The sequence below is a fragment of the Pseudomonas sp. AC355 genome, from assembly GCF_979258205.1.
Genome location: NZ_OZ409843.1, coordinates 1,705,927 through 1,719,891, shown reverse-complemented (window position 1 = coordinate 1,719,891; position 13,965 = coordinate 1,705,927). Strand labels below are relative to the sequence as shown.

The 13,965-nt window shown below is 60.4% G+C and carries 15 protein-coding genes; 11 read left to right on the top strand and 4 right to left on the bottom strand.

Annotation, left to right across the window (positions count from 1 at the left end; translation table 11 throughout):
- Nucleotides 1–274: 274 nt before the first annotated feature.
- Both ACZ0AI_RS08150 and ACZ0AI_RS08145 read left to right on the top strand, forming a co-directional pair.
- Complete coding sequence (locus ACZ0AI_RS08150; protein ID WP_225833181.1) at nt 275–1,024, top strand: electron transfer flavoprotein subunit beta/FixA family protein; 750 nt, start codon at nt 275–277, stop codon at nt 1,022–1,024.
- Entirely contained in the window at nt 1,025–1,954 is a 930-nt protein-coding gene (locus tag ACZ0AI_RS08145; RefSeq protein ID WP_463565309.1) for an electron transfer flavoprotein subunit alpha/FixB family protein, read from the top strand.
- Nucleotides 1,955–2,034: 80 nt separating this feature from the next.
- Here ACZ0AI_RS08145 and ACZ0AI_RS08140 read toward each other — a convergent pair whose 3' ends face one another.
- Nucleotides 2,035–3,009 carry an alpha/beta fold hydrolase gene (locus tag ACZ0AI_RS08140; RefSeq protein WP_463569976.1) on the bottom strand — a complete coding sequence of 325 codons (975 nt, stop codon included), beginning with the start codon at nt 3,007–3,009 and terminating at the stop codon, nt 2,035–2,037.
- Nucleotides 3,010–3,108: 99 nt separating this feature from the next.
- Here ACZ0AI_RS08140 and ACZ0AI_RS08135 point away from each other — a divergent pair, with 99 nt between their 5' ends.
- The 4 genes from ACZ0AI_RS08135 (at nt 3,109) to ACZ0AI_RS08120 (ending at nt 6,733) form a co-directional block, all read left to right on the top strand.
- Nucleotides 3,109–3,939 carry a substrate-binding periplasmic protein gene (locus ACZ0AI_RS08135; protein WP_463565307.1) on the top strand — a complete coding sequence of 277 codons (831 nt, stop codon included), beginning with the start codon at nt 3,109–3,111 and terminating at the stop codon, nt 3,937–3,939.
- Between the two features lie 90 nt (nt 3,940–4,029).
- Nucleotides 4,030–4,302, top strand: a complete 273-nt coding sequence (locus ACZ0AI_RS08130; RefSeq protein ID WP_463566074.1) for a DUF4398 domain-containing protein — start codon at nt 4,030–4,032, stop codon at nt 4,300–4,302.
- Nucleotides 4,299–5,108 (top strand): OmpA family protein, encoded by an 810-nt coding sequence (locus ACZ0AI_RS08125; protein ID WP_463565306.1) that lies wholly within the window; start codon nt 4,299–4,301, stop codon nt 5,106–5,108. Before ACZ0AI_RS08130 ends, ACZ0AI_RS08125 begins: the two co-directional genes overlap by 4 nt.
- A 182-nt stretch (nt 5,109–5,290) precedes the next feature.
- Nucleotides 5,291–6,733, top strand: a complete 1,443-nt coding sequence (locus ACZ0AI_RS08120) for an aminotransferase-like domain-containing protein (RefSeq protein ID WP_463565305.1) — start codon at nt 5,291–5,293, stop codon at nt 6,731–6,733.
- 33 nt (nt 6,734–6,766) lie between these two features.
- Here ACZ0AI_RS08120 and ACZ0AI_RS08115 read toward each other — a convergent pair whose 3' ends face one another.
- On the bottom strand, nt 6,767–7,993 hold the full coding sequence (locus ACZ0AI_RS08115; RefSeq protein WP_463565304.1) for an MFS transporter: 1,227 nt from the start codon (nt 7,991–7,993) through the stop codon (nt 6,767–6,769).
- A gap of 102 nt (nt 7,994–8,095) precedes the next feature.
- On the opposite strand from ACZ0AI_RS08115, the gene ACZ0AI_RS08110 reads away from it, so the two are divergent.
- The 5 genes from ACZ0AI_RS08110 to ACZ0AI_RS08090 all read left to right on the top strand — a co-directional run bounded on the left by ACZ0AI_RS08110 (nt 8,096) and on the right by ACZ0AI_RS08090 (nt 12,805).
- The gene (locus tag ACZ0AI_RS08110; protein WP_463565303.1) at nt 8,096–8,917 is read left to right on the top strand and encodes an AraC family transcriptional regulator; all 822 of its coding nucleotides are present in this window, start codon (nt 8,096–8,098) and stop codon (nt 8,915–8,917) included.
- A 413-nt stretch (nt 8,918–9,330) separates the two neighbouring features.
- Nucleotides 9,331–10,992 carry a vWA domain-containing protein gene (locus ACZ0AI_RS08105; protein WP_463565302.1) on the top strand — a complete coding sequence of 554 codons (1,662 nt, stop codon included), beginning with the start codon at nt 9,331–9,333 and terminating at the stop codon, nt 10,990–10,992.
- A complete protein-coding gene (locus ACZ0AI_RS08100; RefSeq protein WP_463566073.1) occupies nt 10,989–11,585 on the top strand; it encodes an RNA polymerase sigma factor in 597 nt (198 codons plus the stop codon). The genes ACZ0AI_RS08105 and ACZ0AI_RS08100 overlap by 4 nt, the downstream gene beginning before the upstream one ends.
- Nucleotides 11,582–12,169, top strand: a complete 588-nt coding sequence (locus ACZ0AI_RS08095; protein WP_463565301.1) for a hypothetical protein — start codon at nt 11,582–11,584, stop codon at nt 12,167–12,169. The genes ACZ0AI_RS08100 and ACZ0AI_RS08095 overlap by 4 nt, the downstream gene beginning before the upstream one ends.
- Before the next feature lie 108 nt (nt 12,170–12,277).
- Complete coding sequence (locus ACZ0AI_RS08090; protein ID WP_463565300.1) at nt 12,278–12,805, top strand: hypothetical protein; 528 nt, start codon at nt 12,278–12,280, stop codon at nt 12,803–12,805.
- Between the two features lie 52 nt (nt 12,806–12,857).
- Here ACZ0AI_RS08090 and ACZ0AI_RS08085 read toward each other — a convergent pair whose 3' ends face one another.
- Entirely contained in the window at nt 12,858–13,613 is a 756-nt protein-coding gene (locus tag ACZ0AI_RS08085) for a lysostaphin resistance A-like protein (RefSeq protein WP_463565299.1), read from the bottom strand.
- A 59-nt stretch (nt 13,614–13,672) separates the two neighbouring features.
- The gene (locus ACZ0AI_RS08080; RefSeq protein WP_463565298.1) at nt 13,673–13,840 is read right to left on the bottom strand and encodes a DUF2897 family protein; all 168 of its coding nucleotides are present in this window, start codon (nt 13,838–13,840) and stop codon (nt 13,673–13,675) included.
- Nucleotides 13,841–13,965 lie beyond the last annotated feature (125 nt).

Below are 13,965 nucleotides of genomic sequence, written 5' to 3'. Positions count from 1 at the left end.
GAGCCAGCAACCTTCCCAAGGCACGCTCGCGCAGTATATAGCCAGCCTCGATTAGGGCCAATACAAACGTTTGTTTGAATTTTCTGTAGGCCTGCTAGAATCGGGCTACAACACGAATGGCTCGCAGCCAGGGCGTATTGACCGAGCCAGGTGTGACGGTCAAGATACGGGCGGTTTTGCGCTCGCCGCCTGAGCTATGGTGTCTGCTTGTCTGCATCACCCGCATGCTCGCTTCTGGCGACATTCCTATTCACCGGAGAGTAACGAGGAATCCATGAAGGTTCTTGTAGCTGTCAAACGAGTGGTCGATTACAACGTCAAGGTTCGCGTCAAACCGGACAACAGTGGCGTCGATCTTGCCAACGTCAAGATGTCGATGAACCCTTTCTGCGAAATCGCCGTTGAAGAGGCCGTGCGCCTGAAAGAGAAGGGCGTCGCCAGCGAAATCGTGGTCGTCTCCATCGGCCCGACCCAGGCGCAGGAGCAACTGCGTACCGCTCTGGCACTGGGCGCCGATCGCGCCATTCTGGTCGAGTCGGCCGAAGAGCTGAATTCCCTGGCGGTCGCCAAGCTGCTCAAGGCAGTGGTCGACAAGGAGCAGCCGCAGCTTGTCATCCTCGGCAAGCAAGCCATCGACAGCGACAACAACCAGACCGGCCAGATGCTGGCTGCGTTGACCGGCTACGCCCAGGGCACCTTCGCCTCCAAGGTAGAAGTCAGCGGCGACAAGGTCAACGTCACCCGTGAGATCGACGGCGGTCTGCAAACCGTCGCGCTGAATCTGCCGGCCATCGTCACCACCGACTTGCGTCTTAACGAGCCGCGCTACGCTTCGCTGCCGAACATCATGAAGGCCAAGAAGAAGCCGCTGGAAACCCTGACCCCTGACGCACTGGGCGTTTCCACTGCCTCTACCGTCAAGACCATCAAGGTCGAAGCGCCAGCTGCACGCGGTGCGGGTATCAAGGTCAAGTCGGTTGCCGAACTGGTCGAGAAACTGAAAACCGAAGCGAAGGTGATCTAAATGACTATCCTGGTTATCGCTGAACACACCAATTCCGCGCTGGCACCAGCGACCCTGAACACCGTTGCTGCTGCCCAAGCCATCGGTGGTGACATCCACGTACTGGTTGCCGGCCAGGGCGTTGCCGCTGCTGCTGAAGCTGCCGCCAAGATCGCAGGCGTCGCCAAGGTACTGGTTGCCGACAACGCTGCATTCGCTCACCAGTTGCCGGAAAACGTCGCGCCGCTGGTGGTCGAGTTGGGTAATGCCTACAGCCACATTCTGGCTGCCGCTACCAGCAATGGTAAGAACATTCTGCCGCGCGTCGCTGCGCAGCTGGATGTCGATCAGATCTCCGAGATCGTCTCCGTGGAAAGCCCGGACACCTTCAAGCGTCCGATCTATGCCGGTAACGCCATCGCTACCGTGCAATCCTCCGCTGCCGTGAAAGTGATCACCGTGCGCGCCACCGGTTTCGACGCCGTGGCGGCCGAGGGTGGTTCCGCTGCCATCGAAAACGTTTCGGCGGGCGGCGATTCCGGCAAGTCAGCGTTCGTCGGTGAAGAACTGGCGAAGTCCGACCGTCCAGAACTGACTGCTGCCAAGATCGTGGTCTCCGGTGGTCGCGGCATGCAGAACGGCGACAACTTCAAGCACCTGTACACCCTGGCCGACAAGCTCGGTGCAGCGGTCGGCGCTTCCCGTGCTGCGGTCGACGCCGGTTTCGTGCCGAACGACATGCAGGTCGGCCAGACCGGCAAGATCGTCGCCCCGCAGCTGTACATCGCGGTCGGCATCAGCGGTGCCATCCAGCATCTGGCTGGCATGAAGGACTCCAAGGTGATCGTCGCGATCAACAAGGACGAGGAAGCACCAATCTTCCAGGTTGCCGACTATGGCCTGGTAGCCGACCTGTTCGAAGCCGTACCGGAGCTGGAAAAGCTGGTTTGATCCCGCTTTTGCAGTAACGAAAAACCCGCTCAGTGAGCGGGTTTTTTATTGGTTGCGATCATCTTGGGGTTGAGGGGGCGTCACGCGGCAGGTGCTCTGCTCTGGATGGTCTGTTCTGGCTCATGCTGCTTCAATGCGTCGACGAAGCGGAGGTATTGTGCTGCTGTTTCCTCCGGCCGCTCAAGCATCGGCGCGTGGCCGCAGTTTTTCATTATCACCACGCTTGCGTTGGTGAGCAGCGGCTTCATCACCTCGATGCTGGATACGTCCAGGATGCGATCTTGGTCCCCCCAGAGCAGCAGCGTTGGGGCGCTGATCCGTGGCAACTCGGGTTCCAGGGGCAGGTAGCGTTGCCGCAGATGCTCGAAAATCTGCCGCTGATGCGCGCTGTCGTCGACGGCACGTTGCGCCAGGTACTGGTGGATACGCTCTGGCAGTTGTGGCGGTGCGATGAATAGCCAGTCGAGGAGCTGATCGAACTGCGGCGTGCTTTCTATCAGAAGAGGATTGTCGCCGTGTTCTTCCAGACGCTGAAAGAAGGCGCTGCGCTGCGGCGCATTGATGCCGGCATTGGCCATCAGGGCAAGGCTAGTGACTTGCTGCGGGTAACGGGCCGCGTATAACGCCGCGATATGCCCGCCCATGGAGTGGCCGACCAGATGCAGTCGCCTTATCGACAGTGCATCGATGAACGCAGCCAGGCGTTCGCTTTGGGTGCCGACATCGTAGCTGCCATGTGGCCTGCTACTGGCGCCGAAACCGGGTAGATCGACGATGATGACGTGATAGCGCTCGGTAAGCTCCCGAGCGAACCATAGCCAGGTACTTTTGTCGGCACCGAAGCCGTGTACCAGCAGCACGGTTTCGGCGCTCTGTGGGCCGCCCTCGTAGTAGCTGATGTCCAAGTCGTTTACGCTGGTGCGGCGCTCATGCAGCCCGGCGCGCCATTGCTCGACGTGCTGGTAACTCGCCAGCTGTGCGGCCGGTGACAGGTAAAGGATTACCGCTGCAGCGCTGGCCAGCAGGGCGAATACCATCAGAATGATTTTCTTCATGCTGCGTCTATCACTGATTATCGGAGGCGTAATGAGCTAGCATGTCATGAATCTTCCGCCGGTGGATGGCTGGCCGGTATTTGAATCGAGAGAGTGCCAATGCTTGAGCGAGGTTTAGTCAGGTCAGGGTTGTGGTTGCTCGCCGGATTGATGCTGTCGAGTGGCGTGCAGGCCGCCGGCAAGTGCGAGCGGCTGATCGCTACCGGTAATCCTGAATACCCGCCCTATCTGTGGCGTGACCCCCAGAACCCAGGACAACTGATTGGGGCTACCGTCGATCTGCTCAAGGCGGTTTCCGAAGAGCTTGGCGTTGGTATCGAGGTCGTCTACGCCGGGCCATGGTCGCGGGCACAGGAAGACGTGCGTAGTGGGCGTATCGATATGCTGGCCGGTGCCTTCTTGACCGTGCCACGCCTGGAAAGTATGGACTTCGTTCACCCGGCGTTTTTGTCTACACCAAGCGTGGTCTGGGTACGAAAGGGCAGCGACTTTCCGTACGCCAGTTGGGCTGATCTGCAGGGCCGCACGGGCGATACTCTGGTCAATAACAGCTTCGGGCAGACGTTCGATGCCTATGCCAAGAACAATCTCACCCTCGAAGGTGTCTCTAGCCTGACCCAGGCCTTCCAGAAGCTGCTGCTTGGCCGTACCGATTATGTGCTTTATGAGCGCTATCCGGGGCAGGCGCTAGCCTCGTCTTTGGGTTTGCAGGATGACCTGCAGGTGCTCGAGCCGCCGGTTTCCAGTGAAGGGCTGCATTTGGCGCTGTCGCATAACTCCGCCTGTAACGATGCCTGGTTGCGCGGACAGTTGGCCAAGAAAATGACAGAATTTACCGCCGCTGGCATGCCGCAAACCCTTCTGCAACGCAACTTGCAGCGCTGGAAGGAACAACAGCCGCAAGCGTCCGCCAGTGTTCCGAATCAGTAGGACGAATTTGTGATCTATCGATATACCGGCGCCGCTCTGGCGCTGCTGTTACTTCAGGGCTGTGCCAGCGATCCAGCTCCCAGTGAGCAGATGCGTCTGACTGAGCAGGTGGTCGAGCAGGCTCGTACCGTTGCAGCCGGCGAGACTGTCGCCGAGTTGGTCCAAGCGGAAGACAAACTTGCCCAGGCGCGTACCGCCATGGACGATAAGGCGTATCGCGCCGCGCGTATTCAGGCTGAACAGGCCGAGCTCGATGCCCGTCTGGCCGAGGCTCGCGTGCTGACGCTACGCAGTCAGGCGCAACTTGTGGAGTTGAATCGCCATAACGAACGGCTGCGCAATCAACTCGGAGCGATGCCATGAGCCGGTTGCGCGCATGCGCCGTGGTGCTGCTCGGTATTTCCCTGGCGGGTTGTGCCGGGCTCAATGACGAACATAGCGCTACGTTGGAGGCTGCCCGAGCCAGCTTTCAGGCAGTCAAGGAGGATCCTCAAGTGCTGCGTAGCGCCCCTAAGGACGTCATCCGTGCGGGCGAGTCTTTGGGGCGTGCCGAACGGTTGTCCGGCTATTGGGGCAGCGCCGACGATGTGGCTCACTACGCTTACCTGAGCCAGCGTTACAGCGAGATCGCTCGTGAACATGCTCAACTCGCCATGGATCAGGAGCGCGCGGCCAGGTTAGAGCTTGAGCGCCAGCGCCTGCAATTGGCATTGCGCGAAGCCAAGCTGACCAGCGTACAAGAACAGAACGCCTGGCTTGAGGAGCAGATCGTTAGTCTGGCAACCGCGCAGACGGACCGCGGCTTGGTGATGACTCTTGGTGACGTGCTGTTTGATGCCGGTGATGTACGTCTCAAAACCAACGCCAACCGTACCGTGTTGAAGTTGGTGCAGTTTCTGCAATTGAACCCGCGGCGCATCGTGCGTATCGAGGGCTACAGCGACAGCAGCGGCAAGCGCGAGGAAAATCTGCTCTTGTCCAAAACCCGCGCGCAGACCGTCGCCGATGCGCTGATCGATCTGGGTGTGGATGCCAAACGTATTGAGGTACAAGGCTTTGGCGAGAGCTTCCCGGTCGCGGAAAACGCCTCATCCAAGGGCCGTGCGCAGAACCGCCGGGTCGAAATCGTGTTCTCCGATGAGCAGGGGCGTTTAGGCAGCACTCGCTAAGTCTGCCGGCCAGGAACCCCGTCACTGTACTTCAGGGCGGGGTTTTTTATGGCCTGCCATCTCTGGCGTTCACTCTTTGGGCTGTCACAAGCGGCTGTATCGTCGAGATATTTCAGGGCTGTACCGGTACAGAAACATTCACTTGGAGTACTGTTATGGTTCAGTACCGGGATGAGACAGCCATGACCAATCTGTTGCTCTATCAGCGTATCGCTCAGCAGCTGGCGGACGATATCCGTCGTGGCGTCTATCAGCCCGGCGAGCGGGTGCCTTCGGTGCGCAAAATGAGTGCTCAGCTCAGCGTCAGCCACGCCACGGTGTTGCAGGCTTATGCCAACCTGGAAGACCTTGGCCTGATCCGTGCGCGGCCGCAGTCCGGCTTCTATGTCCATCAGACGCCAGCGCTGACCGCCGATACCCCTGATATCGCTCGGGTCGAGCGACCCGGCCTGGTGACGCGTAGCAGTATCATCAATCAGGTGCTCGGCGAAGCGCGCCGCGAGGGTGTGTTTCCGCTCGGTGCTGCGGTTCCTCACGTCGACTACCTTCCAGTTCGATCGCTGCATCAGCAACTTGCCAAGGTCACCCGCTTTCAGAGTCCACGCGCCTTCAGCTACATGTTCAGCCCAGGTTTCGAGCCACTGCGCCGGCAGGTGGCGATCCGTATGCGCGATGCAGGCGTATTGGTCGATCCTTCGGAAGTGGTGATTACCCACGGTTGCGTTGATGCGCTGCAGATGTCGCTGCGTGTGCTGACGCGCCCCGGCGACCTGATCGCCACCGAATCGCCGACCTATTATGGCCTGCTGCAACTGGCCGATTTGCTCGGTCTCAAGGTCATCGAAATCCCCAGTGATCCAACCACCGGGATCAGCGTCGAGGCTCTGCAACTGGCTGCCAGCCAGTGGCCGATCAAGGCGCTGGTGCTGACCGCGCGCTTGAGTAACCCACTGGGCGGCACCATTCCCGAGGCCCGGCAGAAACAGCTGCTGCGCCTGGCCAGCGACTTCGATATCCAGATTGTCGAAGACGATATCTACGGTGAGCTGATGTTCGAGCAGGGGCGTACCAAGGCGCTCAAGGCCGGGGATCTGGAAGGGCGTGTGGTGTACTGCTCGAGCTTTTCCAAGACCTTGTCACCGGGCGTACGGATTGGCTGGATTATCGCTGGCAAGTATCACGACGAAGTCCAACGGCTGCAGATGTTCACCACCCACTCGGCGTGCAGCGTCACCCAGATGGCCGTGGCAGCGTATCTGGAGAATGGTGGCTATGACCGCCACCTGCGGCATATCCGTCAGGAATACCGCAAGAACCTAAGCGCCTTTCAGTTGGCTGTGCAGCAGTATTTTCCCGAAGGCACGCAGATCACTCGGCCCAATGGCGGTTTTATCCTCTGGGTCAGCCTGCCCGCGCGGGTCAACACCAAGGATCTGCATGTCAGTGCTTTGCAGCAGGGCATCAGCATCGCGCCGGGGTTGATCTTCAGTAACACCGAGCAGTTCAACCACTGTGTGCGCCTCAACTGCGGTATCCCGTGGAATCGCGAAGCGGAGCGCGCGCTGATGACCCTGGGCATGCTGGCCAGTCAGCTCTGTCAGGAGGCGGCGACCAGCGGGTTCTAGAGGCCTACCTTATGCATAACCGGTGAGGCCTGTTCAGGCGCCGCTACTCGCTCGCGTAGAAGGCAGCAGAATCGTCAGGATTCCCAGTAACGGCAGGAACGAGCACAGGAAAAATACGTATTCGATACCGTGGATATCCGCCAGATAGCCCAGGAATGCGCCGCCGATACCGCCGAACCCGAACATCAGGCCGAAGAACAGGCCCGCGATCATGCCGACGTTGCCGGGCATCAGCTCTTGGGCGAAGACCACGATGGCCGAAAAGGCCGAGGCGAGAATGAAGCCGATGATCATGCTAAGTACGCCGGTCCAGAACAGGTCGACGTGGGGCAGCACCAAGGTGAAGGGCGCTGCGCCGAGAATTGAAAACCAGATCACTTTTTTACGCCCGACCTTATCGCCAATCGGTCCGCCGAAGAAAGTGCCCGCAGCGACCGAGCCGAGAAACAGGAACAGATACAACTGAGAGCTGGCGATGGAGACGCCGAATTTCTCGATCAGGTAGAAGGTGAAGAAACTGGTGAAGCCGGACATGTAGAAGTACTTGGAAAATACCAGCAGCGCCAACACCACCAAGGCTGCAGTTACCCGCCGCTTCGACAGCCCATGAGTTGCCTGGCCACCTTGCTTGAGTCTGAATAGGTTGAGGTGATTGCGGTACCAGCGGCTCAGGCCATAGAGCACCAGTATCGCGAATACGGCGAACAGGCCGAACCAGGCCACGTGGCCCTGGCCGTATGGAATGACGATGGCGGCTGCCAGTAATGGGCCGAAGGCGCTGCCCGTGTTGCCACCCACCTGAAAGGTCGACTGCGCCAGGCCGAAGCGGCCGCCTGAAGCCAGCCGTGCAATCCGCGAGGCCTCCGGGTGGAAGGTCGAGGAACCAATGCCGACCAGAGCCGAGGCCAGCAAAATTGCCGGAAAGCTGCCCACGAAGGCCAGTAGCAAAATGCCAACCAGGGTGCATAGCGAACCGGCGGGCAGCAACCAGGGTTTGGGGTGGCGATCAGTGTGATAGCCAACCCAGGGCTGCAACAGCGAAGCGGTGAGCTGGAATACCAGAGTAATCAGGCCGACCTGGGTGAAGGTCAGCCCATAATTGGCCTTGAGTATGGGGTAGATCGACGGCAGTACTGCCTGAATCAGATCATTGATCAGGTGCGCGAGGGCGCAGGCGCCGATCACGCGCATGACCAGAGGGCTGGCCTGTTCAGCGACTGAGCTGGGTGCAGTTGCAGGGGAAGTGGAGCTGATCGACATACGAGACGCTTCCAGACAAAGCAGCGTGCTCGGCAGGCAGTCTGCCCGACGGAAATGCGCTGCTGGATTTCAGGGTTCGGCGCTATCCTAGGCGCGATGAAAATGTCTGTCTCGCGGGAATGGGGATATAACTGTCTCAAAAAGGGCGAAATGATCAAGTTACTGAATGAGCTCGTTAGTGAGATCGATGCCGTGGATTGGCGGGTCAGGTGCAGCGCTACCGATTACCCGAGCGATTGGCATATCGCGCCTCATTGCCATAACAAGCATCAGCTGATTTACGCCATTCAGGGGGTCATGGTCGTGCGCTCGGCATTGGGCCAATGGATTGTGCCGCCGAGTCGAGGCCTCTGGATGCCAAGTGGAGAAACTCACGAGGTTCGCTGCGTAGGGCCTGTAAAGATGCGCAGCGTTTTCGTACGACCTGATGAACTGACGGATTTGCCAACCGAAACCAGGGCCGTGAGCATTTCTCCCCTTCTGAGTGAACTGATCAAGGCTTCTGTCTACATAGCGGAGCCGTACCTGCAGAACTCGCGCGAGGCGAGAGTGATGAGCCTGATTCTGGATGAGCTGGCAGTCTTGCCGACGCTGCCGCTACATCTGCCGCAGCCAACTGATCCACGCATCACGGTTATCTGTTCGACCCTGCAGGCGGATCCCGGAGACGCTTCCACGCTATCCGAATGGAGTGCTCGGCTGAACCTGGATGAAAAAACCATTCAGCGGCTATTTCAAAAAGGCACGATGATGACCTTTGGTCAGTGGCGTCAGCAGGCTCGCCTGCTTCTCGCTCTGGAGCGAATTGCCGGGGGCGAGAAGATCATCAATATCGCTGGCGAGCTTGGCTACGAAAGCCCAAGCGCGTTCACCAGCATGTTCAAGAAGCAATTCGGTACGCCCCCCAGCAACTTTTTTCGATAAGCCACTTTTTTAGCGGCGCCCCATCTTAGGGTCTGTTGAGGTTTCACGCACGGCCGCGCCGGAGCCCGTTTTGTCGCGAGGCAAGGCACGAGGTGCGAAATTTGGCTGGCCAAATGAGCCACCGAGAAACGCAGCATCTCGGCAAAACGAGCCCGGCCCTGCGGGTTGCGCGGGAAATCTCGCCATGCGTCGTTGGAGGACTTGGCAAGGGAACAACAATTCCCTGCGTCCTCCGCCTAGCCTGGCGAGATTTCTCGCAGCAACGCGGCTCGCGCTGAAACGTCAACAGACCCTAGATTGCGTGCGCAAGTATCTGCGTTCGGCGATCTTTCATACGAGCCCCGGTTAACCCGAAACGCGGGGTGCCTGCGTCTACTGGATCAGAGCGACTCTTTTTATCTAGGAGATGCACCATGAAAATGATTCCCCAACCTCTGTTGTGTGGCCTTGCTGGCAGCGTTGTGCTGTCTTTGGCTGCCTGCACTGCCAGTCATGACGATGCTGCCGAGGCGTCGCGCAGCGAGCCACCGGTTGCCACTGAAGCTGCATCGATCCAGAAACAGGTTCGTCCCGCACCGATGATGACGCGCATGGCCGCGCCAATCGCCGCTGATCATGCCTATGCGGCAGTCACCGAAGCCAGTCGCGAGCAGTACCAGCGCCTGACCGCCAATCCCGTGCAGTCGGTTGCCGAGGCACCGGTGTCGACCTTCAGCATCGACGTGGATACCGGCAGCTACGCCAATGTACGGCGGTTTATGAACGAGGGGCGGTTACCACCGGCCGAAGCGGTGCGCCTCGAGGAGCTGGTCAATTACTTTCCCTATGCCTATCCGGTGCCCAGCGGCAACGCGCCGTTCGGGGTCGGCAGCGAGCTGGCGGTGACGCCCTGGAACCCGCAGAGCCGCCTGCTGCGCATCGGCATCAAGGCGTCCGACCTGCAGGTCGCCGAGTTGCCGGCCGCCAACCTGGTGTTCCTGGTCGACGTATCCGGTTCGATGGATCGCCCAGATGGCCTGCCGCTGGTGCAGAGCACCCTGAAGCTGCTGGTCGACCAGTTGCGTGCTCAGGATCGCGTGTCGTTGGTGGTCTATGCCGGTGACTCCAGTGTGGTGCTGGAGCCGACGTCGGGCTCGCGCAAAGCGGATATCCGCGCGGCTATCGAGCAGTTGCGGGCTGGCGGTTCGACGGCGGGGGAGTCGGGCATCCAGCTCGCCTACCAGCAGGCGCAGAAGGGCTTCATCAAAGGCGGCATCAATCGCATCCTGCTGGCCACCGATGGTGATTTCAATGTCGGCATCAGCGACTTCGAGAGCCTCAAGGCGCTCGCTGCCGACAAGCGCAAGAGCGGTATCTCGCTGACCACCCTGGGTTTCGGTACGGGCAATTACAACGAGCGACTCATGGAGCAATTGGCCGATGCTGGCGATGGCAATTACGCCTACATCGATAACCTGCGCGAGGCGCGCAAGGTGCTGGTCGAGCAGCTCAGCTCGACCCTGGCCACGGTCGCCCGGGATGTGAAGGTTCAGGTCGAATTCAACCCTGCCCAGGTCAGTGAGTACCGTCTGCTCGGTTACGAGAACCGCGCGCTGAAGCGTGAAGACTTCAGCAACGACAAGGTCGATGCCGGCGACATCGGTGCCGGGCACAGCGTGACCGCGCTGTACGAGATCGTGCCGGTCGGCAACCAGGGCTGGTTGGAGCCGCTGCGCTATCGTCAGGCGGCGCAAGCGACCTCGGGCGATAGCGAACTGGCCTGGCTGCGCATTCGTTACAAGACGCCCGAGCAGAACAGCAGCCGTCTGCTGGAGACCGCCATCCATGCGCCTGCGTCCTACGCGGCAATCAGCAAAGCCAGTGAAGACCTGCGCTTCGCGGCCTCCGTGGCAGCCTTCGCCCAGCAACTGAGCGGAGGGCGCTACACCGCAAACTTCGATTGGGCTGCTACGGTGGCGCTGGCGCGGGGCAGCCGTGGCGACGATCCTTTTGGTCTGCGCAATGAGTTCGTGCAACTGGTGGAACTGGCGCAAAGCCTGCAAACTGGCGATTCCCGCGCTACCGGAGTCGACTGAGTGTGACCGCCAATCCCCCAACTGCCGTCGAGCCCGGCGATGCCGAGCTGTTGCGTCGCTACCGGGCCGGCGATGCCGCTGCCTTTACGCAACTCTACGAGCGGCATCGCCTTGGCCTGTTTCGATTTCTGCTCGGTTTGTGTGGCGACCATGCGGTCGCCGAAGAGGTATTCCAGGACACCTGGATGAGCCTGATCCGCAGTGAGTCCCTGCAGCGCGAGGCGGCGGTGCTGTTCAAGACCTGGCTCTACCAGATCGCCCGCAACCGCCTGATTGACCACTGGCGCAAGCATGGCAAGCGTCAGCAGCATGAGGACGTGTTCGACGAGCAGTTGCATGACCAGGCCAGTGGCGATCCTGATCCTGAGCAGCAACTCAGTCTTAGCCAGGATCAGGCGCGGATCCAGGCTGCACTCGATGACCTGCCTGCGGAGCAGCGCGAAGTTTTTCTGTTGCGCGCCCATGCCGATCTGGAGCTGCACGAGATTGCCGAGCTGACCCACACGCCGGCAGAAACGGTAAAAAGTCGCCTGCGCTATGCGATGCAGAAATTGCGTCGCCTGCTCAGCGTGACCGAAGAGGTATCACCATGAACGATCATCCGCGCGATCTCGAGCGCGACGAGGCTCTGCTGCGGCACGTGCGCCAGTGCGATCGTGAGCAGCCATCGTCCGCGCTGGATACCCGCATTCTGGCTGCCGCCGCCGAGGCCTCGAGGCCACAAGAGCCGCAGGCGCAGAGTGCCTGGCAGCGTTTGCTGGGCTGGTTGGCTGGCGCATCCGGGCGCGGGCGCTGGTCGGCAGCCTTTGGCTGTCTGGCGGTGCTCGGGTTGGGGCTTGGCCTGAGCCTTAAAACCCTCGAGCAGGTACCGCCTGCCTATGACGCGCCGCCAGCAGCGATGCAGCGCCAGGCTCCTGCACCGATGGCATTGCAGGCGCCGCCAAGCCCTGCGGCGAGTTCGGTAATGGCCGAAGCGGCCGAGGCGCCAAAGATCGTCGCGCGCATGGCGGCCAAGACGGCGCCACTGCCGGGCAATGTGTTGAACGCGCTGCGTGAGATCGCCGATCTGCGGGCGCGCGGCGAGGGGGAAGAGGCCGAGCAGCGGGTCGAGGGCTTAAGGGAGCAACATCCCGATCTGGACGTCGAGGCCGAGCTGATGCGTTTGCCGCAACCCTGACGCACCGCTATGGATCGACAGGCGGTGCTGCCATTCGGGCAGCCCGGCTGGCGTTATTTTTCAGGCGTTTTAGAATGAGTTTTTAACGCAACTGCGTGAACTGCCCCGATGACCTCGACGCGTTACCTATTGCCAATACTCTTTGCCGTGCTGCTGAGCGCTTGTGGCTCCGATGAGCAGGGCGGGGAGACGCCGCGTAAGAACAGTGAGCCGGCGGTTACCACCAGCCAGCCTGCGAGCAAGCCAGCCGAGCCCGCCAAGCAGCCTGCCGAGGCCGCGGCCAAAGAGGTTGCACCTCCGCCTGCCGCAGAGGCGGTAGAGAAAGCTGAGCCTGCTGCGCCCGCCAAAAAGACCGCAGAACGGGCCAAGCCCGAGAAAAAACCACAGAAAGTCGTGCAGGCTCCACCCAAGACCAAGCTGGATTTGAGTCTGCCAAAAGAACTGGCCGCCCAGCTCGACGCCGAAAACCGGGCTGCCGAGGATGGGCTACCGCCAATCCTGCCGGCGTTCTTTGAAGAGAAGAAACCTTCGCTCAACCCCTTCCAGCTCAGCGGCAAGCTGCTGACCGGGGAGGCCGGCACCGAGTTTTCCAATTCGGTCGAAGGTGCAGAGCTGCATTTCGAGTTTCGCCGTTAACCAGGACTGCACGTACTGAGTCGCCCCACGTCTCGGTTTCAAGCCATAGCAATCAGCCGAGACGTATCGGGTAGCTCAGCAGCGTGAAATGCAGCAGGTTGACCAGCCCATGCAGGGTGATGGCGACGCTCAGCCGGCCAGTCAGATGAAATGCCAGGCCGTAGCCGACCCCGGCGATGGCCGCCACTACCGCGAACCATGGGCTGAACGGAATATGTGCGGCGCCGAACAGCAGGGACGCGCAGAGAATTCCCTGCCAGGTGCCGAGCCATTCGACCAGGCACCGCTGCAGCAGACCACGAAACAGCAACTCCTCCGCCAGCACGGCCACCCCCACATTGACGATCAGCCAGGGCCAGAGCATGTCGGGCCACTTCGGCTGCCAGGCCACGACTCCCAGCAGCAGTGCCAGAGTGGGCACTGTGAGCAGTGTCGCCACATATACCTGCATGGCCAGCATCGGTTTGTCGCCTTGTTGTGAGGGCAAGCCAAGCCACCAGGCGAGCAGGGTGCAACCCACCAGCAGTTTGTCCCACGACAGCCGCAGCAGATAGGGCGGCGCGTCGCTGCTGACCCGCTCGGGCTCCCTAATAATCCAGGGTTCGAAGCCGGGCAGCAGGTGCGCTGCCAGTAGTAGGCTGGCGATCAGCACCAATGCATACCAGATCCGCGCGGGCAGACGGTCAGCAACAAGCACCAGGGTGATGAACAGGCAGGCGACGAGCAATCCCACTGGCTCGATGAAGCCCAGGATCACACCCGTCGCGAGGGTGGAAACCGGCAATAGCAGTCGGAGAGATAAGGGCATTGCGCCTCCTGATCGGAGGCGCAGTTTACAGGGCAGTGACCTAGGTTGCTCGAGGACGATCAGCGATCCTGAGCGTCTTTGGCATCCTGCTCGACGTTGCGCTCATGGATGCGTTTCAGCTGATCTTCACTGAGCGGCAGTTTCTTCGCCGTGTCACGTAGCATAAGCAGGCCACCGACAATGGAGCCGATTGCCACAATCAGAATCAACCAGGCATACCAGGGCATATACGACTCCTTCTATGGATAGGTGAGCCTTGATAAGGTCGGTGTTGATCGGCTCTTTACAGAAGACCGTTGGTCGGTTGGCTTCGTTCAGGTTAAAGCAGGGAAGTGCATGTGAGCCCGGCAGG